General features: G+C 52.4%; 21 protein-coding genes and 1 pseudogene. 12 read left to right on the top strand and 10 right to left on the bottom strand.

Going from position 1 to position 22,535, the window contains the following annotated elements; genetic code table 11:
• Window positions 1-45 precede the first annotated feature (45 nt).
• The 6 genes from HQ49_RS02935 (at window position 46) to HQ49_RS02910 (ending at window position 6,436) form a co-directional block, all read left to right on the top strand.
• Window positions 46-2,739, top strand: a complete 2,694-nt coding sequence (locus HQ49_RS02935) for a transglutaminase-like domain-containing protein (protein WP_039418343.1) — start codon at window positions 46-48, stop codon at window positions 2,737-2,739.
• A 183-nt stretch (window positions 2,740-2,922) separates the two neighbouring features.
• Window positions 2,923-3,561, top strand: coding sequence for a MarC family protein (locus HQ49_RS02930; RefSeq protein WP_018965079.1), 639 nt, complete (start codon window positions 2,923-2,925; stop codon window positions 3,559-3,561).
• Window positions 3,562-3,564: 3 nt separating this feature from the next.
• Window positions 3,565-4,056 carry a 3'-5' exonuclease gene (locus HQ49_RS02925; RefSeq protein ID WP_013815458.1) on the top strand — a complete coding sequence of 164 codons (492 nt, stop codon included), beginning with the start codon at window positions 3,565-3,567 and terminating at the stop codon, window positions 4,054-4,056.
• 795 nt (window positions 4,057-4,851) lie between these two features.
• Window positions 4,852-5,319 carry an HU family DNA-binding protein gene (locus HQ49_RS02920; RefSeq protein WP_004583867.1) on the top strand — a complete coding sequence of 156 codons (468 nt, stop codon included), beginning with the start codon at window positions 4,852-4,854 and terminating at the stop codon, window positions 5,317-5,319.
• Between the two features lie 78 nt (window positions 5,320-5,397).
• Entirely contained in the window at window positions 5,398-5,619 is a 222-nt protein-coding gene (locus tag HQ49_RS02915; RefSeq protein WP_039418341.1) for a DUF6140 family protein, read from the top strand.
• A 46-nt stretch (window positions 5,620-5,665) separates the two neighbouring features.
• Entirely contained in the window at window positions 5,666-6,436 is a 771-nt protein-coding gene (locus HQ49_RS02910) for a hypothetical protein (RefSeq protein ID WP_052073421.1), read from the top strand.
• Window positions 6,437-6,789: 353 nt separating this feature from the next.
• On the opposite strand, the gene HQ49_RS02905 is transcribed toward HQ49_RS02910, so the two are convergent.
• The 6 genes from HQ49_RS02905 to HQ49_RS12540 form a co-directional block, all read right to left on the bottom strand.
• Window positions 6,790-7,647, bottom strand: coding sequence for a hypothetical protein (locus HQ49_RS02905; protein WP_039418340.1), 858 nt, complete (start codon window positions 7,645-7,647; stop codon window positions 6,790-6,792).
• Between the two features lie 13 nt (window positions 7,648-7,660).
• Entirely contained in the window at window positions 7,661-8,554 is an 894-nt protein-coding gene (locus tag HQ49_RS02900; RefSeq protein WP_039418339.1) for a hypothetical protein, read from the bottom strand.
• Between the two features lie 33 nt (window positions 8,555-8,587).
• Window positions 8,588-9,040, bottom strand: coding sequence for a DUF6108 family protein (locus tag HQ49_RS02895; RefSeq protein WP_039418337.1), 453 nt, complete (start codon window positions 9,038-9,040; stop codon window positions 8,588-8,590).
• A 55-nt stretch (window positions 9,041-9,095) separates the two neighbouring features.
• Window positions 9,096-9,584, bottom strand: coding sequence for a hypothetical protein (locus HQ49_RS02890; RefSeq protein WP_018965086.1), 489 nt, complete (start codon window positions 9,582-9,584; stop codon window positions 9,096-9,098).
• Window positions 9,581-10,081, bottom strand: coding sequence for an RNA polymerase sigma factor (locus tag HQ49_RS02885; protein ID WP_039418335.1), 501 nt, complete (start codon window positions 10,079-10,081; stop codon window positions 9,581-9,583). The genes HQ49_RS02890 and HQ49_RS02885 overlap by 4 nt, the downstream gene beginning before the upstream one ends.
• 233 nt (window positions 10,082-10,314) lie before the next feature.
• Window positions 10,315-10,407 carry a DUF1661 domain-containing protein gene (locus HQ49_RS12540; RefSeq protein ID WP_161781409.1) on the bottom strand — a complete coding sequence of 31 codons (93 nt, stop codon included), beginning with the start codon at window positions 10,405-10,407 and terminating at the stop codon, window positions 10,315-10,317.
• Here HQ49_RS12540 and HQ49_RS12535 point away from each other — a divergent pair.
• The 5 genes from HQ49_RS12535 (at window position 10,376) to cbiD (ending at window position 16,943) form a co-directional block, all read left to right on the top strand.
• A complete protein-coding gene (locus tag HQ49_RS12535; RefSeq protein ID WP_152569131.1) occupies window positions 10,376-10,483 on the top strand; it encodes a DUF1661 domain-containing protein in 108 nt (35 codons plus the stop codon). The genes HQ49_RS12540 and HQ49_RS12535 overlap by 32 nt on opposite strands.
• A gap of 147 nt (window positions 10,484-10,630) precedes the next feature.
• Window positions 10,631-12,037: a precorrin-3B C(17)-methyltransferase gene (cobJ, locus tag HQ49_RS02880; RefSeq protein WP_010955951.1), complete on the top strand. Its 1,407-nt coding sequence runs from the start codon at window positions 10,631-10,633 to the stop codon at window positions 12,035-12,037.
• A complete protein-coding gene (locus HQ49_RS02875; RefSeq protein WP_039418333.1) occupies window positions 12,030-13,271 on the top strand; it encodes a bifunctional cobalt-precorrin-7 (C(5))-methyltransferase/cobalt-precorrin-6B (C(15))-methyltransferase in 1,242 nt (413 codons plus the stop codon). The genes cobJ and HQ49_RS02875 overlap by 8 nt, the downstream gene beginning before the upstream one ends.
• 13 nt (window positions 13,272-13,284) lie before the next feature.
• Entirely contained in the window at window positions 13,285-15,129 is a 1,845-nt protein-coding gene (gene cobM / locus HQ49_RS02870; RefSeq protein ID WP_039418331.1) for a precorrin-4 C(11)-methyltransferase, read from the top strand.
• A complete protein-coding gene (gene cbiD, locus HQ49_RS02865) occupies window positions 15,126-16,943 on the top strand; it encodes a cobalt-precorrin-5B (C(1))-methyltransferase CbiD (protein ID WP_039418330.1) in 1,818 nt (605 codons plus the stop codon). Before cobM ends, cbiD begins: the two co-directional genes overlap by 4 nt.
• Window positions 16,944-17,027: 84 nt before the next feature.
• Here the strand turns inward: cbiD and HQ49_RS02860 are convergent, their stop codons facing one another.
• The 3 genes and pseudogenes from HQ49_RS02860 to HQ49_RS11990 all read right to left on the bottom strand — a co-directional run bounded on the left by HQ49_RS02860 (window position 17,028) and on the right by HQ49_RS11990 (window position 20,033).
• Window positions 17,028-17,813, bottom strand: coding sequence for a formate/nitrite transporter family protein (locus tag HQ49_RS02860; protein ID WP_039418329.1), 786 nt, complete (start codon window positions 17,811-17,813; stop codon window positions 17,028-17,030).
• 356 nt (window positions 17,814-18,169) lie between these two features.
• A pseudogene (locus HQ49_RS12530) lies at window positions 18,170-19,830 on the bottom strand (IS3 family transposase).
• 95 nt (window positions 19,831-19,925) lie between these two features.
• Window positions 19,926-20,033, bottom strand: a complete 108-nt coding sequence (locus tag HQ49_RS11990; protein ID WP_235290041.1) for a DUF1661 domain-containing protein — start codon at window positions 20,031-20,033, stop codon at window positions 19,926-19,928.
• Here HQ49_RS11990 and HQ49_RS12525 point away from each other — a divergent pair.
• Window positions 20,002-20,085, top strand: coding sequence for a DUF1661 domain-containing protein (locus HQ49_RS12525; protein WP_235317493.1), 84 nt, complete (start codon window positions 20,002-20,004; stop codon window positions 20,083-20,085). The two genes, HQ49_RS11990 and HQ49_RS12525, sit on opposite strands and share 32 nt — an antisense overlap.
• Before the next feature lie 217 nt (window positions 20,086-20,302).
• Here the strand turns inward: HQ49_RS12525 and rnr are convergent, their stop codons facing one another.
• Entirely contained in the window at window positions 20,303-22,498 is a 2,196-nt protein-coding gene (gene rnr / locus HQ49_RS02845; RefSeq protein ID WP_039418327.1) for a ribonuclease R, read from the bottom strand.
• Between the last annotated feature and the right edge of the window lie 37 nt (window positions 22,499-22,535).

The following is a 22,535-nucleotide window of genomic DNA, read 5'->3' as shown; positions in this document are numbered from 1 at the left end:
TACATGCCAAGGAGAGCTACAATTTCCAAAAACATATAAGTAATAATGAAAGACAACAAACTATTCCGCATCGGGATACTTGCCATCGTCGCCCTCATGCTCACAGGATGCAAGGGGAGCGATAAGCATTTTATCACCGATGCAGACTTCCGCAAACAGGTGCAGGAAGATCTGAGAGTAAAACGAGAAGCTCTATCCGAAGGCAATCTCTTCGAAGTGCTGGAGCGCGATTCGCTCCATACCGAAGAGCGCGAAGCACTGGAGTTCCTGTATGCATATATGACACTGCCGGACATCGTGGACTACTCGGGCGACTTCTACTTGCAGAATGTACGCGAGAGCTTCCGTGCAAGGGAGGAAATGTCGTGGGGTAAGGAAGTGCCCGAACTGCTCTTCCGCCACTTCGTGCTGCCTATACGCGTGAACAATGAGAACCTCGACAGCAGCCGCATGGTGTTCTATGCCGAGCTGAAAGAGCGAGTGAAAGGTATGAGTATGAAGGAGGCCGCTCTGGAGGTGAACCACTGGTGCCACGAGAAGGCTACCTACAGCCCCAGCGACCCGCGTACTCGCTCTCCGCTTGCAACGGTGAAGAATGCCCTCGGACGCTGCGGAGAGGAATCCACTTTCACGGTGGCTGCCCTGCGATCGGTAGGTATTCCGGCCAGACAGGTTTATACGCCGCGTTGGGCACATACGGACGACAACCACGCATGGGTGGAGGTATGGGTAGACGGCAAATGGCACTTCATCGGAGCCTGCGAACCGGCAGCCGAGCTGAACGATGCTTGGTTCAACAGCTCCGTTGTCCGCGCCATGCTGACGCATACGCGAGTCTTCGGCCGCTACGAAGGTCCGGAAGAGAAATTGCTCCGCACGGCCAACTACACGGAGATCAACTGTATCGACAACTATGCCCCGACGGAAATGATCGAAGTCAAAGTCACCGACCGATCCGGTGCTGTGGTGGAAGGGGCCGATATTCGCTTCTGCATCTACAACTATTCGGAGTTCTATCCCGTGGTGACGAAGCAATCCGATGCCCAAGGGCAGGCTTCTCTGCGCGTAGGCAAAGGCGACATGTTCATCTGGGCTGCCAAGGACGGACTCTTCGGCTATGCCCTGTCCAAGGCCGACGATCGCAAACCGCTGACCATCGTACTGGACAGCTTCGAAGCACAGCCCGAATGGGCCGATTTCAAAATCGTGCCACCTGCAGGGGATCCCATCCCTACTACCTGCTCTCCGCAGCAGATCAGCACGAACGATGCCCGTCTCCTGCGTGAGGATTCCATTCGGGCAGCCTACGAAGCCACATTCGCCACTGCCGAGCAGTCCGCAGCAATGGCTGCCGAGTTGGGTGTGGATGCACCTGCGCTGACAGGCATCTTGCAAACGAGCCGCGGCAACCATGCCGACATCGAAGGTTTCTTGCGTTCCGTAGAAGCCGGAAAAGCACGCCAAAGAGCAATGGATCTGCTACAGACCGTTTCGCCCAAGGACCTGACCGACACGCCGGAGTCGCTCCTCAAAGCACTCTTCCGCGACATGGCCGAGCCGGCTCCCGAAGCGGCAAGCGGCGAAGCGTACCGGCACCACCTGCGCTATGTGGCATCGCCTCGTATCTATACGGAGATGCTCAGCTCATTCGTCCCTGCACTCCGCGGCATCCTCTCCGCCGAGGAGCAGGAATCCATGCGCCAAGATCCGGCCGAACTGGTTCGCTGGGTAAGCTCGAACATCCATCTGGATACCCTCTACAATACGCAGTACACCACCATCACTCCGGCTGGTGTATGGCGAGCCAAACGAGCAGACCTCCGCTCGATGGGGATCTTCTTCGTAGCCATGGCACGCACACTCGGCATACCGGCCCGGTACGATGAGGTGACGGGCAAGATCCAATACAGCAAGCAGCTGATGCCACTGCGTTGGAGCGACGTGAATCTGCGCGAGAGCAAGACAGCCCTCAAGGAGCAGGGTTCGCTGGCACTGGATTATACGCCGACAGCACTGGCTCCCAACCCCAACTACTACAGCCGCTTCACAGTGGCCGAGATGCAACCCTCGGGTATCATCCGCACGCTCTATTATGATGAAAACGAGCCGACAGACCTGAAGACGCTCTTCGACCGCCCCAAGGAGATGAATGCAGGTCATTACTTCCTCGTTACCGGTACGCGTATGGCCAGCGGCAGCGTATTGTGCCGCATGAGGAAGTTCACGGTAGAAGCAGGCAAGACTACTCGCCAGCCACTCGAACTGCTACACGACTCGACCGACATTCAGGTGATCGGCTCCATCAATGCCGAACAGCTCTATCACGATCTCTCCCATGCGGAAGACCGCTCGCTCCTCTCTACCACAGGACGCGGCTACTTCGCGATGGCCATACTCGGAGCCGGTCAGGAACCTACCAACCATGCCCTAAAAGACTTGGAGAAGGTGAAAGCCGACTTCGAGCAGTGGGGACGCAAGCTGATCCTCCTCTTCCCCGATGCCGACGGATATAAACGCTACAAACCGGCAGACTTCCCCTCCCTGCCCGAGACAGCCGTATTCGGACTCGATATACAAGGCCGCAATGCTGCCATGATACGGGAGGCTGCGAACCTGCCCAATGCGACCAACCTGCCGATCGTCATCATCGCCGACTCGTTCGGTCGGGTCGTATTCGTCCGTCAGGGCTATACGATCGGTCTGGGCGAGCAGATGATGCAGGTGATCCGCCGCCTCTGATCCTCTACGCCATTGCTCGGTGTTTGCTGCCGGTACAGTCATCCCTCGCGATACTGTGCCGGCAGTATCTTTTTCGCCCAGGGCTATCTTTCGATAGGGTGAAAAACGTTAATTTTGCGACTGTCAAGATCGTGACAACCAACCTGACCTTCGAACCTTAACTACTTAAACAAATTGGAAACGATGGATTTTTTAGACAAAGTGTTACAGGACTTGAGCCTTATCGACCTGAAAGAGATCATAGGCTCCTTCGTGATTCTATTCGTAGCGATCGATATTATCGGTGCTATTCCCGTGGTGCTCAGCCTCAAGGACAGAGGCCAGTCCTTCCATAGCGGCAAGGCCACCACTTTCTCCTGCGTCATGATGCTCGCTTTCCTCTTCATCGGAGAGCCTATGCTGAACTTCTTCGGCGTGGACGTCTCTTCCTTCGCCGTGGCAGGGGCTATCGTCCTCTTCGTAATGGCCGTGGAGATGATATTCGGCGTGCAGATATTCAAGGACGACGGACCTGCCGGCAGTGCCACCATCGTGCCGCTGGTATTTCCTCTCTTTGCCGGTGCGGCAACGTTTACCACCATCCTCACGCTGCGTGCCGACGGTATAGCGATGACCAACATCGCCATTGCCATCCTGATCAACGTGGCTATGATCTACCTGATGCTCCGTTTCGTAAACCAGCTGGAGCGTTTCTTCGGCAAGGGCGGTATATACATCCTGCGCAAATTCTTCGGTGTCATTCTGCTTGCCATCTCGGTGAAGTTCTTCACCGGCAATATCGTCAAGATCATCGAGACGATGAACGAAGCCTTGCAGAAGTAAGCGATGCTGGACTTTGCTGCCATAGACTTCGAGACGGCCAATGCCGAGCGGACGAGTGTCTGCAGTGTGGGAATCATCGTTGTACGAGGTGGCGAGATCGTACACCGTTATTACAGCCTGATTCGTCCCGAACCGGACTATTACAACTACCACAATACACGCGTACACGGACTGACCGCTGCCGACACCGAGTCGGCACGGATCTTTCCGGACGTGTGGGCCGAGGTGGAGCCTCTGATCGCAGGGCTTCCGCTCGTGGCACACAACAAGCCGTTCGACGAAGGTTGCCTCAAGGCGGTATTCAGGATGTACCGAATGGACTACCCCGACTACCCGTTCTTCTGCACGCTCCAGGCAGCACGCCGCCAACTGCGACACCTCAGCGATCATCGTCTGCCCACCGTAGCCCAATGCTGCGGATATATATTGGCACAACACCACCAAGCCCTGGCAGATGCAGAAGCCTGTGCCGCCATCGCCCTGAAGCTCTTGTAGAAAACCGGCATGAAGCCTCATGCCCCTCTTTTATCCATTGCGCGCTACAAGCATTTCCATAATATAAAGACCGGCTTGTATCCGTAAACAGCAATATCCGCCCCCCTTATCCTCTTACGACAATCACCGGCCGGTGCTCAATAATACAATGAGCCTCGGCCTCTACATTATATCATATACAGACCGGAAAAAGAGGCTTGTATGCGGGTGCCTATGTTTTTTCACAATCCCAAAAACCCGATACCCTGACTTTACACCCGAAAAAAGACCGAAAAGAACTCAATTGTATGAATATATTTTCTACCTTTGGTGCTCTCTCAATCACATTTATCGGGAACCATGTATCGGGACATAAAAGCAAAGAAAACCACCTTCGTGGGCGACTGCATACCAAATCGTTCTTTGCGCTTTTTCCGTTTGAAATCCCCTCAAATCCTTACTGCTGACGATAGTCCCGTAGCGGCTGTCGAAATGCCGAATAAAGGCATTTTACCCCCCCCCCGTTTTACATTTGTAAACAACTGACAAACAGTCTGTTACAACCGTTGCAAGGCCTCCATCGGGAAGTCTTGCGGCATACCTCATACCCTTTCTCCTTTCTTTCGGGATGCACACCCCTGAGGGATCTCCTCCAAGACCCCTCAGGGATCCCTCCTGAGACCCCTAAGGGGTCCCACCAGACACTCCTTAGGGATCCCATAGGACACTCCTCAGGGGTCTCGGGAGGGATCCCTCGGGGGTCTTCTTCGACTGACAACATTTCATTATCATATTAATCCTTTAACAATTATTCCTATGCTGAACTTATCAGTCAAGAGCCAGATCATGAAGATCGGCAAGCACAAAGGCAAGACCATGTACTATGCCCAAGTGGACAAACCCCGAGTAATCGAGTACGAGGACGTCATCAAAGACATTGCAGAGATGTCCTCCCTGACCACAGGCGATGTGCGCAATGCCATCGACCGACTCGCCTACTACCTCCAGCGCGAACTCACCGAGGGCAATACCGTCAAGCTCGGACAGATCGGCACCTTCCGCGTGGCCGTTCCCTCCAAGTACGTGGAGACGGAGAAAGAGGTCAATGCCTCCATCCTCAAAAAGGCCAAAATTCAGTTCTACATCAATCGCACCCTCTCGGCCGTAGCCGAGAACATCCGCTTCGCCGTCTATCGCAACGGTCAGAAAGTAGATGACACCACCTCTCCCTCCACTCCGAGCGAAGGCGGCGGCGAACAAACCGGCGGAAGCGGCGGCCTCTGATCTCCTCACCACCACTCCCCCGAAGCCCGGCCTTGGACTTCGGGGGAGTGATCCGAACAAAATTCACACAGTATAGATATGCCACTCTATAGAATCACAGTCAGACGGAGAAAAAACTCCAATGGCATACTGCTCGAAGCCGGTATGAGCGTCGAAGTGCTAAGCAAATACTTCTACAATCCCCTGACCACCAATGGCGGACAGATGGTAGCTGATGCCTTCATGCGTATCTACGGAGTAGACCTCAAACGAGCCGGTGCGCTGAACACCGTAGACCTCGATGTGGAAATGATCGGGTAAGACAACCAAGGATCAAAAGAAAACAACAATAAAAACAATAGAAAAAATGGAAGAAAAAGGATTACAACTATTTGACATAGTATTTAATGCAGCACTCAAGCTACCGGGAGCGATAGTTGAAAGAGATTCATTCTTAGCAAATGAGTTTGCTAAATATCAGCGGACAGAAGAGCTGCAAGGCAAAGCTCCTATCGAAGTTTATAACGAAGCTATCGTAGACCGCGTAGCAAAGGACGTTTGCCAATACCATCTTACTCTCGCAACAAGTGCTTCTGCCATTTCAGGAATACCCGGAGGTTTTGCCTTATTCGGCACAGTCCCGGCAGACATTGCACAGCAATACTACCAACTGATCATAGTAGCACAAAAGTTGGCCTACATATATGGTTTCCCCTCTCTGCTTGATGGGAAAAATGGGATTAACGATGAGACCAAAAATATGATCATGACTTTTTTGGGAGTGATGTCAGGAGTTAAACTCGCAAACGATATGATAAAAAAAATAGCAATGGAGGCATCAAAGCAAGCAGCAAAAAGAATACCTCAAATAGCATTGACTAAATATGGAATATACAACACGGCCAAACAAGTTGCAAGATGGATCGGTATTTCGATAACCAAACAAAGCATAGGCAGAGGAGCATCTAAAATTGTTCCGATTCTCGGTGGAGTAATATCCGGTGGGATGACTTTCATAGTATTAAAACCAATGATGAATAAACTAAGGAAAAAGCTTAAAGAAGAAATGTATCTGCTAAAAGACTTGGATAAGTCCAAAAGCTTCTCCGATATAATAGAAGCAGAAATAGTGGAATAGGATTAGGCTGTTGCCACCCAAGAACTCGAATAAAAAAGAAGACTTGCCATGATTGAAGGATTTATCGCCAAGAAATGAACCCTAAAGTTTTTTGCCCAACTTTTAGGGTTCACTTCACTCTTTATGGGATTCTTTCACGCGGTACGGCCCTTTCGTTATCAGGGCAGGATAATGGGGTGCGTTTTGATCATTCCGGTATGATCGGTGTCCGAAAAGCATAGAGCTTTCGATCTATTTTTATCGGATACCTGTGTGTCAATAGATAGCATGCGGGACAGATGAGGTATTAAAAACCTTATTCTGTCCCGCATCCTTTTTTGAGGTGGTTTGTCCGAATAGATATGGGCGAGTATTTACAAACTCAAAGACAAACTAAATGTATAGGGATGGAGCTTGGGGCCTTTACCGCTTCGGAAAAGTGGTGTCAGCGAATAGGTAAAGAAAATCCCTACGTTACGATGGTTGATACCGGCACGGGCTTCGACCGAGAAGGTGTTCAGATTGACCCTCCTCAACTTTTCCAGCCGGATATCCGGGCCATCGGTCATAGCAACAGAATATACTTTGGCTCTCAATACAGGAGCTATATAGACAGCCAAGTTAGAACCTACCCCATTGAATACCAGTGCCGGCATGGCTTTCAGATATACGGCAGAGAGGCTACATTCGGCTCGGCCGGGCATATCCACTACGGTAGTCACTCCGTCGATATTCTTCAGCGTTTTGGAGTCGGTGACACGGTAAAGATCGGCATCCCAGCCGAGGGCATAAGTCAGCACCAGATACTTGTTCAGACGGTAAATATCTCCGTAGAGCTGGAGCGAAATACGGTAGGAATGACTCCGACCTATGTCGGAATGAGAGTCATCGACAAACAACCCTCCCCATTCGAAAGAGCCTAAACCGTAAGTACCCCAAATGGGCATTTCCTTATCCCTGTTCGGCCGATTGATCAAAGTATTCCGAAAGCGTTGTTCGATGCTGCGACCATTGCGATAGACACCTCTGAATATCTTTTCGTTTCGGATCGTATCTCCCGAAGGCATGGACTCCTGTATAATTACCTCGAAATCGTCCTCACCATCCTTGATCATAATGGTTTTCTCCCCGGCACGAATCACCGTATCGCGAACGGCCGAAGGAAGGCTGTCGGCGTAAGAGGCAAGCACGGAGGACAGCAGTATAGCGGTGGTCAAAAAGAAACGTTTCATTGCTTTTTCGTTTTTAGAAGCCAAAGCCGAAGCCGATGGCGAACATGCGTGTATCAGGTCCTTTTCCGCTGCGGAACAGGGGCGTAAGCGTATAAGAACCATAGAGATTGAAAGCACTGTAATTGATACCGACACGGGCTTCGAGGACGATAGGATTCAGGTTCAGATCGCGACCGTGTTTCTGATGACTCTTGTTGTCCGGCAACCACACCTTAGAGCTGGAAGCCGTCTTGAACTTCAGCACCGGAGCGGCATAGAGGGAAAAGGAGCTGCGGCACTTCTTCATCATAAACGGTACGGCGACGTTCATATAGGTAATGTGCAGTCGGCTGTTATCGTAAGTGATTCCTTCGGCAGCCGGGAGCACTTGGGTAAGCCCCTCTACATCCTGAAATGAATGATTGTTCTTCAGGTGAATGGAGTTGAACTCGATGTCCAGATTGGGAGCGATCACCAGCCAGTCATTGAGTCGGTACGAGACGCTCATCAAACCCAGCGTATAGCGGAGCGAAGAGCTGGCATTGACATGCTCGCCTGCAGAGCCCGTGAGGTTTACGAATCCGAGTTTGAAAGAACCCAACCCAATGGAACGAATCCGTTTGTCGCCGGTGCACTTGCTGCTTCTCGTAAGGTTGAGAGGTACATCGAAGATCGTATTGCGGAAACGCTGCTCGATGCTCCGCCCTTTGAGATACACTCCTTTGAATACCTGTTCGCTCCGTCCGTGCGTACCGTCGGCATTGTAGCGGTAGAGCGTGATGTCGATGTCGTCCTCGGTTTCGTTGATGACGACTACCTTGTCATCGATTCGGACAGTCGTGTCGAGAGAAACCTGCGCGGGCTTGCCGGCAATAGCCATCTGCACGAAGAAGATACCGGCGAGGCCAAAGAGAAATGCTTTTTTCATGAGTGATTCTGTATTTTATGTGTTAGTTGATTATCAATTCTTGTTTTGCATCAGGAGCGATACCAGATCCTCGGAACCGATCTTACCCTCGATGTAGATGAGCGTGATACCGCGTTTGGGACTGTAGCGATAGAGTATATATCGGTTCAGGCCGTTGGCCGGAGAGAGTTCATAGTAGCCCGAAGTCAGGATACCGGAGTCTATCACCTCCTTGATACTTTTGGCAGACTTTCGATCAGCGGATACCGCATCCTGTATCTTCTGCAGGCGTTTGCCCGGATCGCGCATGGTCAGGCTCTTGTACAGATGGATGTCGTATTCGACCAACATCTCCCTGTTCATCACTACCATCGTCACATCTTTGGCTCGGCCGTAGCGGTCGAATACCCCCTGTACATGGGGCTGTGCCGGGCTTTGTCCGTATGCCGAAGCAAGAGCCGTCAGGCACAGGAGCAGGGTGAGCAGATATAGTTTGTACTGTTTCATTATCTTTTTTTGCTGATACTGTTTTATTCCGATTGTGTGTTCACTTGTACATCCGTCAAAGGTCGAAAAGCTCCTGTGCCAGCTCCTCCCTATCGATGGATACGGCCTCGAAGGCTTCCTGTGCATACTGCCGTACCAGATCGGGATCGTTCACGCGCTCGCCGTTCACCATGGCGAAGGAGCCGGTAGTCGGCAGTGGCTGATCCGCCACATGAGGCGATCGGAGAGCGATCGTCAGAGCGATAGCCGCTGCTACGGAAGCTCCTCCCACACTCCACAGGAAGTGCTTTGCCGGCAGGCTCCGACCGGTAGATTTCGGAGTGTCGGAAAGGAAACGTCCATCCACGGCACGCCTGCAACTGACATAACCGAAGAGGGGGCGCAAATGCTCCCACTGCTCGGGCAGCCGGGCCGTCGCGAAGTAGCGACGGAGGCGATCCTCTTCTGCACCGGAGGTAAGCCCGTCGAAGTACTTATCTAACAACCGGCCTATTTCTGCTTCGGTCGGGATAGCTTTTCTGTTGAACCCTATTCGTTTCATCATCGTTTGAGTTGGAGAGCCAGAGCTGTACGCAGTGCACGCCGGGCACGGCTCAAGTTGGTATAAACGGCTTCGACTTTCACGCCCACGAGCCGGGCGATTACCTCGCTTTCGTAGCCTTCGATCTCTTTCAGCCGGAAAGTCATTCGCTGCAACGGAGGCAACGCTTCGATGGCGGCTTCCACCAGACGCATGGTCTCGGACTGCTCCAGTACGCCCTGGGGCGTAGGGGCATGATCGGAGAAAGGCAGATTGTCCGGCAGCGGTTCCATCCGTCCTTCTTTGCGGAGCATATCCAAGGCTATTCGCCGAGCAGTGGTCACGGCCACTGCTTCGATGCTGTCGTATTCGCCCAGCCGCTCTCGGTTGATCCACAGACGCATCAGAGCCTCTTGCGACACATCGGCCGCAGCTTCCTCGTCGTCGAGGATGCTATATGCCACTCGTTTGAGCCGAGGAGCCAAAGGGGCTACGCTATGGGCGAATGCTTCTACTTCCATGCTAAGTAATCGGGACAAAACCTCCGTTGCAAAGGTCTTTATTTACGAGACGCAGAACAAACCGAAATCTGTCATCCGATGGCACATTTTTTTTGCCGTTCCCCTGAATCTCATCCTTTCAACCCACCCATCGCCGATCCGAAGCGACACCTCATCCAATACAGCTATTACTTCCTTCCGCTATCGAACTCAAACTGCAAAACATTGGCACATCGGCTTATACAGGGATCGGTTTACGCGCCGGATTTTTTGTATTCGTCGTTCCTCAAAACGTGGCGCGTAAACTTTTCGCTTTTGGTTCGGGAACTGAAAAATTCTCGCGCCACAACGAAAAATTTCTCGCGCCATTTTCTGAGAAAACGCGCGCCACAATCGGAGCATTTTTGGTTCGTGTTCCCATGACAGCAGGTTACAGACATGGGTGCGATCGGATCGATGTCGGGGCCTTATGGCTGCATGTCTTATTTCCTTACTTTTGTAGGGAGCGCAGGCGAACACCATTCGCTCGCTATCTCCATTCATCCAATACCTTTATCCGCTTTCAGCAAAATGAATCGAGCACGAATCATCGTAGCCGGCATAGGCCCGGGAGGAGCATCGGATATTACTCCTGCCGTACTGTCGGCCATCGGCCGGTCCGACGTAGTCGTCGGCTATAAATACTATTTCCGTTTTATCGAGCCTTATCTCCGTCCGGATACCCACTGCGTGGACACCGGCATGAAGAAGGAGCGGCAGCGTGCCGAAGAAGCGTTCGGGTATGCCCTCAGTGGCAAGACGGTCTGCGTGATCAGCTCCGGCGATGCCGGCATCTACGGCATGGCTCCTCTTATATATGAAATGAAACGAGCCAAAGGCGTGGAGATGGACATCGAAGTGCTGCCCGGTATCAGTGCTTTTCAGAAAGCGGCTTCGCTGCTGGGTGCTCCCATCGGTCATGACCTCTGCCTGATCTCGCTGAGCGATCTGATGACCCCTTGGCCGATCATCGAAAAGCGCATAGTGGCAGCAGCCTCCGCGGACTTCGTCACAGCTATATACAACCCTAAGAGCGAGGGCCGATACTGGCAGCTCTATCGTTTCGTAGAGATCTTCATGCAGTATCGTTCGGCCGATACGCCCGTCGGACTTGTCCGTCAGGCAGGCCGGGAAGAGGAGCAGGTGACGGTGACGACTCTCGGCGAATTCGATCCCGAAGTGGTGGATATGTTCACTGTCGTACTCGTAGGCAATTCGCAGTCGTACTGCTACGAAGGGCACTTTATCACCCCTCGCGGCTACTACCCCGAAGAAGAGATCGAAGCCAAAGGTATCGGGCAGGAGATTATGATCAAGAGTTTCCGCACGATCGAGAAAGAGCTGCACCGTCAGGATTGGCCTTTAGACCACAAGTGGGCTTTGCTCCATGCCATTCATACCACAGCGGACTTCGATATGGAGAATATACTCTACACGGATGCCGGTGCGGTGGCTTCTCTGTATGAAATGATCGAAGCCGGACGGCTGCGCACGATTGTCACAGATGTGACCATGGTTACTTCCGGTATTCGCAAGGGGGCACTGGAACGTCTGGGCGTGGAGGCCAAATGCTATCTGCATGATCCGCGCGTGGCAGAACTGGCCGCTCGTCACGGCATCACCCGAACGCAGGCCGGTATACGCCTGGCCGTGGAGGAGCACCCCGATGCTCTTTTCGCCTTCGGCAATGCACCCACAGCCTTACAGGAACTGGCCGATCTGATCCGTCGGGGCAAAGCCTCTCCGGCCGGGATCATTGCGGCACCGGTCGGATTCGTCCACGTACAGGAATCCAAACATGCCGTGAAGCCGTTCCGCTCCATTCCGAAGATTATCGTCGAAGGCCGTAAAGGCGGCAGCAATCTGGCTGCCACGCTGGTCAATGCCATACTCTGCTATAACGATGCCGAACAACTCAGACCGGGGCGCGATGTGTGAAGCTACTTACGGAGGTGCTTCTCCTCAGATACGGCGACAGCGATTCGTCATACTCGGGATGAGCGATGACCCTCATCCGTTTTTCCCACCTGCAGCGATGGCGGCTATTGCTTCCGGCAAGGTATTCAGCGGAGGCAAACGGCATCATGAGATCGTGCGCGGACTACTCCCTGCGAATGCCGAGTGGATAGATATTACAGTACCGCTGGATGATGTATTTGCCCGTTATCGGGAGTTTGAGGAGATAGTTGTTTTCGCTTCGGGGGATCCGCTTTTCTTCGGCTTTGCCAATACGGTGATGAATCGGCTACCCGATGCCGAGGTTACGGTCTATCCCACGTTCAACAGCTTGCAGATGCTTGCTCATGCTCTTCGCATGCCGTACCACGATATGCGTATCGTATCGCTTACGGGCAGGCCATGGCATGAGTTCGACCGTGCACTGATCGAGCGGGCAGAGAAGATCGGCATTCTGACCGACCAAGAGCATACCCCCTCCGCTATCGCAATGCGAATGCTCGATTACGGCTATGAGGACTATACCATGTCCGTAGGCACTCGGATGGGAAACCCCCAAGAACAATGCTTGGACACGTTCTCCCTGCAGGAGGCAGCCGATCGCGACTTCGAACGCCCCAACTGCTTGATACTCTCGGCTACTCGGCCATTCGCTTGCAGTCGTGCTCCGCTCGGACTGTCCGAAAGTGCTTTCATGCCGCTCAACGGGCGAACGAAGATGATTACGAAGATGCCGTTCCGACTCGTTTCGCTCAGTTGTCTCGAACTGCACCGAGCCTCATCCTTTTGGGATATAGGTTTTTGTACGGGATCCGTTTCCATCGAAGCCAAATTGAACTTTCCTCATTTGCATATCACTGCGTTTGAGATCCGTCCCGAAGGCGCCGAACTGATGTCCGTGAACAGCCGCCGCTTCGGTGCACCCGGCATAGCCTACCGGATCGGAGATTTTATGGAAGAGGATCTCTCTTCCCTCACTCCGCCTGATGCCGTTTTTATCGGTGGCCACGGAGGCCGTCTTGTAGAAATGATTGCCAAGGTGCACAGCGTTATGACAAAGGGCGGCCTGCTGGTATTCAACTCTGTATCGGAAGAGAGTCGACACCTCTTCCTCACCGGAATAGAAGCCTGCGGGATGGAGCTGCTCTCATCCGTCCGACTGACGGCTGACGGCAACAACCCTATCGACATACTCCAAGCAAGAAAAAAAGAATAGACACTACCCAATCATGTCGAAACCGAATCATACTGCCATAATCTGTGTATCCGCTGCCGGTCTGGCATTGGCGCGGACCATTGCATCCGAACTTTCGGGAGAGAAAGAGATTTTTGCCATCGGCACGAATTTTACCGACTGCACGGAGGATGTTTCCTGCATCTCTTCCATTGCGGAGCTGATGGCCGAATCTTTTGCCCGATACGATGCTTGGGTTTTCATCGGTGCCATGGGAATCTGTATAAGGAGCATCGCTCCCTACGTGGCGGACAAACATCACGATCCGGCCGTGGTGAACGTAGATAGCACGGGCAGGTACGTGGTTTCCGTCCTGAGCGGTCATGTGGGTGGAGCTAACGATCTGACGCGGCTGATCGCCTCTGCTATCGGTGGCGAACCGGTGGTTACCACCCAAAGCGACCGAACAGGACTCTGGGCATTGGATACGCTGGCTTCGACCTATGGATGGAAAGCCGTTTCCAATACAGGCGACATGAATCATCCCATTTCGCTCTTCGTGGGGGGAGCACGTACGGCATTGGTATTGGAGACTTCGGGGCGAGGAGAAGATTTTTTGGAAAGGTCTTGTCCGTCTCATGTCCGCCTTTTCTACTCATTCGATGCTGTCGATCAGGCGCAGTTCGACCTCATTTTGGTTGTTTCTGCCCGACACTTGGAGAGCCGGTTGCCGATGATCTGCTACTATCCTCCCGTTCTTACGATCGGAGTAGGTTGTCGCAGGCTATGCGCCCCCGAAGGTATTGCGAAGCACATCTTCTCTGAAATACGGCGATTGGGGTATGCTCCCGAAGCCATCGGCCGGATAGCCACCATCGACATCAAAGCCGAAGAGCCGCTTGTGGCCGATCTCGTACATCGTCTCGGAGGGATACCGCTACATATATATACGGGACAAGACCTACAGCCGGTGGGAGTAGCCAACCCCTCGGAAAAGGTATTTGCCGTTACGGGTTGCTACGGAGTAGCCGAAGCCTCGGCACGGAAAGCAGCGGATATGGGAAGTCTTGTGATAGAGAAGCAGAAAGGGCAGCTATCGGAGGGTAACGATTTTACCTTTGCCGTGGCACAGACAGCCGACTCCACCCGTGCCGGCCATATCGAAATAGTGGGAGCGGGTCCGGGCGATCCCGATCTGGTATCGGTGCGAGGCAGACAGTTCTTGGAAAAGGCCGATCTGATTCTCTATGCCGGCAGCCTTGTCCCTCGCGAACTGACCGCTTGTGCCAAAGCCGGTGCCACGGTCAGAAGTTCGGCTGCGATGAATCTGCAAGAACAGTTCGAGATCATGTCGGACTTTTACCGCCGAGGCAAATTAGTGGTACGCCTGCATACGGGCGATCCCTGCATCTACGGTGCTATCCAAGAGCAAATGGCACTCTTCGACCACTACGGCATGCGCTATCATATCACGCCGGGTATCTCCTCGTTTCAAGCTGCAGCCGCAGCTCTGCGCTCACAGTTTACCATTCCCGAACGTACACAAACCATTATCCTCACCCGTGGCGAAGGGCGCACTCCCATGCCGGAGAAAGAAAAACTCCATCTGCTGGCACAGTCCCAAAGCACCATGTGCATCTTCCTTAGTGCCGGCATAGTGGACGATGTACAGCGCGAACTGATGATGCATTATCCACCCGACACGCCGGTAGCGGCCTGCTATCGACTGACCTGGCCGGATGAAAAAATCTTCCGAGGCACGCTCCGGAACTTGGCGGAGATCGTAAAAGGAAACAACCTGACCCTGACAACGATGATAGTCGTGGGAGAAGCCATAGACAACCGCGAAGGGCTGTCACGGTTGTATGCCGATGAATTCAAACACCTATTCCGCACATGATCCTACTCTTCGGCGGTACCACGGAAGGCCGTGCGGCAGCTCGCGTGCTGGATGAAGCGGGAAGTCCGTTTTTCTACTCCACCAAAGGCAATCTGCAAGAGATCCGATGCAGCCACGGCCATCGTCTGACGGGAGCCATGACGGTTGCCGACATGGTTTCGTTTTGTCCGAAAGAAGAGATCCGGCTGATCGTGGACGCCGCTCATCCTTTCGCCGGAGAATTGCACGCTTCAGTGGCAGAAGCCGCTGAACGAACAGGTATCCCCGTAGTAAGATACGAGAGACAATACCCTCCACGCGAAGAAGGGATCGTCTGGTGCGCAAACTACGATACGGCTGCCGAACGGATGCTTGGCGATGGAGTGCAGCGTCTGCTGATGCTCACGGGGGTGAATACGATCCCCAAGCTGGCTGCTTTCTGGAAAGAACGCACCACCTTTTGCCGCATATTGAAGCGAGACGAATCGCTCGCTCTGGCAGAGAAGAACGGCTTTCCTCCGGAGCGCATCGTTTTCTTCGAACCGCATGCAGACGAAGAGCTGATGCAAGCCGTTCGCCCCGATGCCATTATCACAAAAGAAAGCGGAGAGAACGGTTACTTCCGAGAAAAGATAGAAGCTGCCCGACGGATGGGCATCCGTATATATGCGATCATCCGCCCGGCTTTGCCTCCCTCATTCATTCCCGTAGGCGGGCCTGTCGGTTTGAGACGGGCGGTAGAGCGCCTCGTGCCGGGATTCTTTTCACTCCGAAGCGGATTCACTACCGGCACCACAGCTACCGCCGCAGTAGTAGCAGCCATGCATCGACTGATCGGGTTCGGCTCTCTCTCCGAAGCTCCCGTAGAATTGCCTTCAGGCGAAGTAGTCAGTCTGCCTATAGCGGAAATTCGGGAGGAAGAAGATGCTGTCGTAGCCACAGTACTGAAAGACGCGGGCGATGATCCGGACGTGACCAATGGTATGGCTGTATGCACTACGGTCAGGCTCAATCCCGAACATGAGGAAGTCCGCTTCCTGCAGGGCGAAGGCGTAGGAGTAGTGACGCTCCCCGGCCTCGGTCTGGAGGTCGGAGGTCCGGCTATCAACCTCGTGCCACGACAAATGATGACAGCAGAGGTACGCAGACTCTATCCACAAGGAGGTGTGGATATTACGATCAGCGTACCCGAAGGCCGAGAGGCTGCCACCCAGACATTCAATCCCCGACTCGGCATACGGGACGGCATCTCTATTATAGGAACATCGGGAGTAGTGAAACCTTTTTCGGCCGAAGCATTCGTTGGTGCCATCCGCAAGCAAGTAGGCATTGCCACCGCCTTGGGAGCCGATCATATCGTCCTCAATTCGGGAGCCAAGAGTGAGCGTTATGTAAAAGAAGCCTATCCGGCACTCATTCCACAGGCCTTTGTGCAGTATGGCAATTTTGTCGGCGAATCACTCAGCTGTGTAGCCTCCTTCCCCTCCGTCCGCTCGGTAACGGTAGGAATCATGCTCGGCAAAGCGGTGAAACTCGCCGAAGGCTATCTGGATACGCACAGTAAAAAGGTGGTGATGAATCGGGATTTCCTGCACGAACTGGCTCGTCAGGCCGGTTGTTCGGAAGACATCCATGCCATCATAGACGGTCTGAATTTGGCTCGTGAGCTATGGACACTGCAGAGTGCGGAAGACAGCGATCGACTGCTACGAAAGATTGCCGAACGATCTTGGGAGACTTGCCGCCCATCGGTACCATCGGCCGAATTCGAACTCCTGCTGATCGATGAATCCGGGGCGATTCGTTTTCGTATCAGAGGAGAACAGCTCCGGTAAGCCCTCAGCTTTTTTCAGCCAATCCCCTCTTGAGACATCAGGTAAGATGGTGTCTGATATACCACTTGGAGCAAAGCCTTTTTTCTACTTTCCTCCTCTATCGAATATGTGGACATGGAAGAAGCCCACAAAGAGTGCACCGCCGACGATATTTCCGATGGTGACGGGCAGTAGATTGTCAATTACGAAGCTACCCCAGCTGATGGATGCCCCTTGCAGTATGCCGAGCGGAATATAGAACATATTGGCAATGGAGTGTTCGAATCCCATAGCCACGAATGCCATCACCGGCCACCAGATACCGAACATTTTGCCCGTAAAGTCATGAGCCGAAAGCCCCAGCCAAACGGCCAGACAAACTAACCAGTTAGCACCGATTCCCCTAAGAAATGCTACATGAAAAGGCAGGGAGGTTTTGTCTTCCGACAGATGGACAATGGCACTATGCCAAGGATCCGCATCGACGAAGCCGGCCAAATGGACAAGGAAATAGGTGAAAAGGAAAGCACCGATAAAGTTGGCCACATAGACCACCGTCCAGAGCTTGAGTGGGAAGAGACGTGGGATGCGATCTTTGACGGCGGCAGGAATCAGTACGGCATTATTGCTGGTGAACAACTCGGCTCCGGTGAGCACCACAAGAATCAAGCCGACGGGGAACATCGCCCCACTCAGCAGTTTGGCCAGTCCCGGATTGGCTTCGGCCATCTCGGGAAAACCTTTGCCTACCAACAGGGACAAAAAACCTCCGATAGCAATGTATGCTCCGGCCATGATGCCCAACCAAAATATCTGATACCATGTCTTGGTATATTTGCCTGCAGCCATGCTGTAGGTCTGTTCGAGTACTTCTTTCGGATTCCTTACCATCTCTCTGATCTCTTTATATGATGTTGTATTGAAAAAACGAGTATCTCTTTCGGTATGAAGCAATACGCTTTACTACCTGTTACGAAAATAATACAGTATCTAATTAAAACTGCTATCGGAGAGGACAAACTCTTTCCCATCGAAGCGGTAAGCATCAAAAAGGCCTTGCGAACCGACAGGGTGACGTGTACTGAAAAAAGTTGACAGTTGGCGGGATCGTTCTACAATTGGTTTACCGGTTCTTTCTATAATTCTACTTTAGGTTGACAGCCCTTACCCTTAGGTCTAATTTCGGTTGACACGAGCANGGTTCTTTCTATAATTCTACTTTAGGTTGACAGCCCTTACCCTTAGGTCTAATTTCGGTTGACACGAGCAAAGTTAGCTTTTTGTCTGACATTCATTCTTCGGTATAGCTCGGGGGCAATCTCCGGCCAATGTTCGATCCTTGCCAGTAACGGATTTTCAGACTCCGGTGCAATGACTTGCATAGGCGTTTTCGCCCTTAGAGCTTGATGTGGACGCGCCTCGTTGTACATGCGCACGGCTCGGTCTACAGAAAGGAGTGCTTGATCAAAAGATTGTTTCGAAGAGGAGATGTGCCATGAGTTCTTGAGCGTATTGTTCATCCGCTCGGCCAATGCATTATGCAGAGGATCTCCCGTCTGAGTCATACTGATGCGCCAGCCTCGCCCATGCAACAGATCGGTGTAACTCTTACCGGCATACTGAATGCCTCGGTCGCTATGATGAATCATATTGGTCGTATCAATTTGATGTTGATCATAGAAAGCAAAGGCTTGATGCAGAGCATTCAAACAGCCTTCAACTTCCAGGGTCGGATGTAAGCAATACCCTACGATACAGCGACTATAGGCATCGGTCAGTAGGGAGAGATAGGCAAACCCATCTTGGTAAGCCACGTAGGTGATGTCTGCTACGAGGAGTTCCCCCGGCCTTTGAGGCACAAACTTAGGNTCGGTCAGTAGGGAGAGATAGGCAAACCCATCTTGGTAAGCCACGTAGGTGATGTCTGCTACGAGGAGTTCCCCCGGCCTTTGAGGCACAAACTTAGGCTCTGTATTGAGCAGGTCTTCATACTTGTAGAGCCTATGCCGAGAGTTGGTTGTCCGAGGGCGCACAGACCGTTTGCGCAGCATCATACCATGGCGTCTGAGCAGGGCACAAAAGCGATCGCGCCCAAGCGTAAACTTGGGGCCGAAGTATTGCCGACAGAGCACCATGAGCTCTCGGAAGCCGGCTTGNTGGCGTCTGAGCAGGGCACAAAAGCGATCGCGCCCAAGCGTAAACTTGGGGCCGAAGTATTGCCGACAGAGCACCATGAGCTCTCGGAAGCCGGCTTGGGGTAGGTGCTCTGCTTGTCTTAAGTGCCAACAATATTGGATGATACTACTGCACAGAACATCCTCCTGGTGCCTAGCTAAATCGTTGAGATGACGTTTATAAAAGGCCTGACGGCTGAAGCCAAGCAGTTCGCAGAGCCGAGCAATGGGATGGCTACGCTCCGGCTCNGTGCCTAGCTAAATCGTTGAGATGACGTTTATAAAAGGCCTGACGGCTGAAGCCAAGCAGTTCGCAGAGCCGAGCAATGGGATGGCTACGCTCCGGCTCTGATAAACGGTGAACTACTTGGCTTCGGAGTTTTTTCGTATCCGGATGCCGTAGGTTTCTTCTGCCAACTCAACAAGTAGCTTGTAGGCTTGATGCCCTAGTTCTTCTCGCTCTTGAGGACACGATTCTCTTTACGTAGTTGCTCCAACTCTTCTTTTTCATTGAGTGTCAGCTCACTCTGGGGGGATTGGGACGCTTTCATTGGAACTGGATGAACTTTATCTTCGAGTCCAAATTTACGAAGCCATTGAGGAATAAGACCACGACTGATGCCATATTTCCGTCCAATGGCACCTTGGCTCTGTGCCCCGGAGAGGTAATCCTCTAGGATGGCAAGGCGTTCAAAGTTGCTTAAATGTTTGCCCATAATGGATACTGGTTGCATCCCGCCAACTGTCAACTTTTTTCAGTACACGTCAAAGCTCCTCACAAGATAATAGTTCGAAGAGGCTTACCGGCATTCTAAAAGTGTTCGATCCGTCAGGAAAAGACGAACTGCAAATCAGAAGAAAGTGGTTCCGGAAATTCTGAAAACACGCGCGTAAAAAATTTCGTTTTGGCTCGAGAACAAAAAAATTCTCGAACCAAAACGAAAAAAATCTCACGCCACGTTTTGCGGAGCCATACTCGACAAAATTGACGAACGTAAAAGCGTGCAAGACGAGTATGCTCCCTCTCGCCGTTTTTTGTATCGGAGGAGGTAGAGAGTTTGGTCAGAGGGTTTGGCCATCTAAACCAAACAGCTTGGGCACAGAGAACTAAGATCGATGGAGATATTGCCTTACTTTTTGAGTATGACCATGCCACCGAATTCGGCGAAGACAAGGGCCTGCAAGTGGATGGTCTCGCAGGATCGCTTAGCCTACGGGTTCGAAGTCGAGTTGCTTTCTGTCCAGATTGGCCTGGGCAACGCGTACGGTGATGGCATCGCCCAGACTGTAGCGATGACGATAGCGACGCCCGATGAGGCAGAAGTTCTTGTCGTCGTATTCGTAGTAGTCATCATCGAGACAGCGGATGGGTATAAGGCCTTCGCACATATTTTCCTTCAGTTCTACGTACAACCCCCACTCGGTAACGCCCGATATTACACCATCGAATACTTTGCCGAGGTGTTCGGACATAAACTCCACCTGTTTGTATTTGATGGAAGCGCGTTCGGCCGAGGCTGCCAGTTGCTCCATTGCCGATGAATGCTTGCACTTTTCCTCATAGTCATTCTTGTCTACGGAACTTCCTCCCGAAAGGTATTTCGTCAGCAGTCGATGCACCATCAAGTCCGGATAGCGACGAATGGGCGAAGTGAAGTGGGTATAAAAATCGAATGCCAATCCGTAGTGGCCGATGTTGTCCGTCGAGTAAATGGCCTTGGCCATGGAGCGTATGGCAACGGTAGAGATCAGATTTTCCTCGGGCTTGTTTTGGATATTGTCCAAAAGCGAATTTATGCTTTTACTTACCTCCACATTGCTGCCTGTGGTACGCAGCTTATAGCCGAATCGGCGGATGAAGTCCGACAAGGTCTCCAGCCTGTCGGGATCGGGCAGGTCGTGGATACGATAAACGAAGGTCTTGGCGCGTTTCCCTTGGGTCTCTTCGCCTATATGTCGGGCTACCGTCCTGTTGGCCAGAAGCATGAACTCTTCGATTAGCTTGTTGGCTTCCTTGCTCTCTTTCACGATTACACCCAGAGGGCGACCTTTCTCATCTATTTCGAAACGGACTTCTTTTCTTTCGAAAGCAATCGCTCCGTTTTGGAATCGTTCTTCACGAAGTCGCTGTGCCAACTCATTGAGTTTGAGAATGGCCTCTTTGCAGTCGCCTTCGCCGGTCTCGATCACGGCCTGTGCCTCTTCGTAGGCGAATCGGCGGTCGCTCTTGATTACGGAGCGACAGATGCGATAATCCAATACCTTGGCCTCATCATTCATCCGGAATATGCAGCTATAGGCATATTTCTCTTCGTCGGGACGGAGGGAACAAAGGTCGTTGCAGAGGCGTTCGGGGAGCATCGGGATGGTGCGATCCACGAGATAGATACTCGTGGCGCGGTTGTATGCTTCCTGATCGATGATGTCGCCCTCAGTGACGTAGTACGAGACATCGGCAATATGTACTCCCACCTCGTAGCAATTGTTCTCCATCGGACGGAACGATAGGGCGTCATCGAAGTCTTTGGCATCCTTTGGGTCGATGGTGAAAGTGAGCACCGACCGAAAATCTTCTCTTCGCGTCAGTTCTTCTTCTGTGATCTTGCCGTCCAGGCGGTCGGCTGCCTCTTCCACCTCTTTCGGGTAGACATAGGGCAATCCGAACTCGGCCAAAATGGCATTCATCTCGGCGTCGTTGTCTCCGGCCGGCCCCAATACGGCTTGCACCTCTCCGATAGGATTCTTGGATTGCTCCGGCCATTCGAGTATTCGGGCTATTACCTTATCCCCGTTTTTGGCATTGCCGAGGTTATCTTTGGGAATGAAAATATCATTGGCCAAGGTGCGATCTTCCGTAACAAGGAAAGCGAAATCCCGATTCACTTGGATCTTGCCGACAAAAGAGGCCTGCTTCTGTTCGATGATCTCGATCACGGCGGCTTCCGGCGCACGGCCACGACGTTTGGCAAAGAGTTGTACTTTCACTTTGTCGCCGTCCATTGCATGTGCCGAATTTCTTTCGGCAATGAAAATGGGCGTGCCACCTCCTTCGGGGATAAACGAATTGCGGCCGTTGAACCGACGCTCGAAGGTGCCTATGACAATCAATCCCAAGGCATTGTAACGATAGCGTCCGCGCTCGATCTCGTGCAGGATGTCGTCCACAGCCATGTCTTCCATCAGGGAGTTCACCATTAGCTTTTGTGGTGTGGCTTCTACTCCCATCAGATGGCTTACCTGCTTGTAGTTCATCACGCTCTGAGGATTGCTTTGGAATATGTCCAAAACGGCATTGCGCATCTCCTCCTTGGTCATGCGCTTGTTCTTGCGACCGGCGCGGTTGATGCGAGGAGCGTCTCCCTTGCGAGCTTTACTCTTGCTTTTATCTTTCCTTTTACTCATTGATTCTTTTGTTCGGAAACACCTCCCCCTGCCAATA

The organism is Porphyromonas gulae, from assembly GCF_000765945.1.
Taxonomy (GTDB): Bacteria; Bacteroidota; Bacteroidia; order Bacteroidales; family Porphyromonadaceae; genus Porphyromonas; species Porphyromonas gulae.
Note: the sequence above shows the minus strand (reverse complement) of the source record. Positions and strands in the feature narration are given on the sequence as shown.

Excerpts from the sequence above, each read along its gene's own strand:
- HQ49_RS02935 (WP_039418343.1), top strand. The coding sequence starts at position 46 with ATGAAAGACAACAAACTATTCCGCATCGGGATACTTGCCATCGTCGCC.
- HQ49_RS02930 (WP_018965079.1), top strand. The coding sequence starts at position 2,923 with ATGGATTTTTTAGACAAAGTGTTACAGGACTTGAGCCTTATCGACCTG.
- HQ49_RS02925 (WP_013815458.1), top strand. The coding sequence starts at position 3,565 with ATGCTGGACTTTGCTGCCATAGACTTCGAGACGGCCAATGCCGAGCGG.
- HQ49_RS02920 (WP_004583867.1), top strand. The coding sequence starts at position 4,852 with ATGCTGAACTTATCAGTCAAGAGCCAGATCATGAAGATCGGCAAGCAC.
- HQ49_RS02915 (WP_039418341.1), top strand. The coding sequence starts at position 5,398 with ATGCCACTCTATAGAATCACAGTCAGACGGAGAAAAAACTCCAATGGC.
- HQ49_RS02910 (WP_052073421.1), top strand. The coding sequence starts at position 5,666 with ATGGAAGAAAAAGGATTACAACTATTTGACATAGTATTTAATGCAGCA.
- HQ49_RS02905 (WP_039418340.1), bottom strand. The coding sequence starts at position 7,647 with ATGAAACGTTTCTTTTTGACCACCGCTATACTGCTGTCCTCCGTGCTT.
- HQ49_RS02900 (WP_039418339.1), bottom strand. The coding sequence starts at position 8,554 with ATGAAAAAAGCATTTCTCTTTGGCCTCGCCGGTATCTTCTTCGTGCAG.
- HQ49_RS02895 (WP_039418337.1), bottom strand. The coding sequence starts at position 9,040 with ATGAAACAGTACAAACTATATCTGCTCACCCTGCTCCTGTGCCTGACG.
- HQ49_RS02890 (WP_018965086.1), bottom strand. The coding sequence starts at position 9,584 with ATGATGAAACGAATAGGGTTCAACAGAAAAGCTATCCCGACCGAAGCA.
- HQ49_RS02885 (WP_039418335.1), bottom strand. The coding sequence starts at position 10,081 with ATGGAAGTAGAAGCATTCGCCCATAGCGTAGCCCCTTTGGCTCCTCGG.
- cobJ (WP_010955951.1), top strand. The coding sequence starts at position 10,631 with ATGAATCGAGCACGAATCATCGTAGCCGGCATAGGCCCGGGAGGAGCA.
- HQ49_RS02875 (WP_039418333.1), top strand. The coding sequence starts at position 12,030 with ATGTGTGAAGCTACTTACGGAGGTGCTTCTCCTCAGATACGGCGACAG.
- cobM (WP_039418331.1), top strand. The coding sequence starts at position 13,285 with ATGTCGAAACCGAATCATACTGCCATAATCTGTGTATCCGCTGCCGGT.
- cbiD (WP_039418330.1), top strand. The coding sequence starts at position 15,126 with ATGATCCTACTCTTCGGCGGTACCACGGAAGGCCGTGCGGCAGCTCGC.
- HQ49_RS02860 (WP_039418329.1), bottom strand. The coding sequence starts at position 17,813 with ATGGTAAGGAATCCGAAAGAAGTACTCGAACAGACCTACAGCATGGCT.
- rnr (WP_039418327.1), bottom strand. The coding sequence starts at position 22,498 with ATGAGTAAAAGGAAAGATAAAAGCAAGAGTAAAGCTCGCAAGGGAGAC.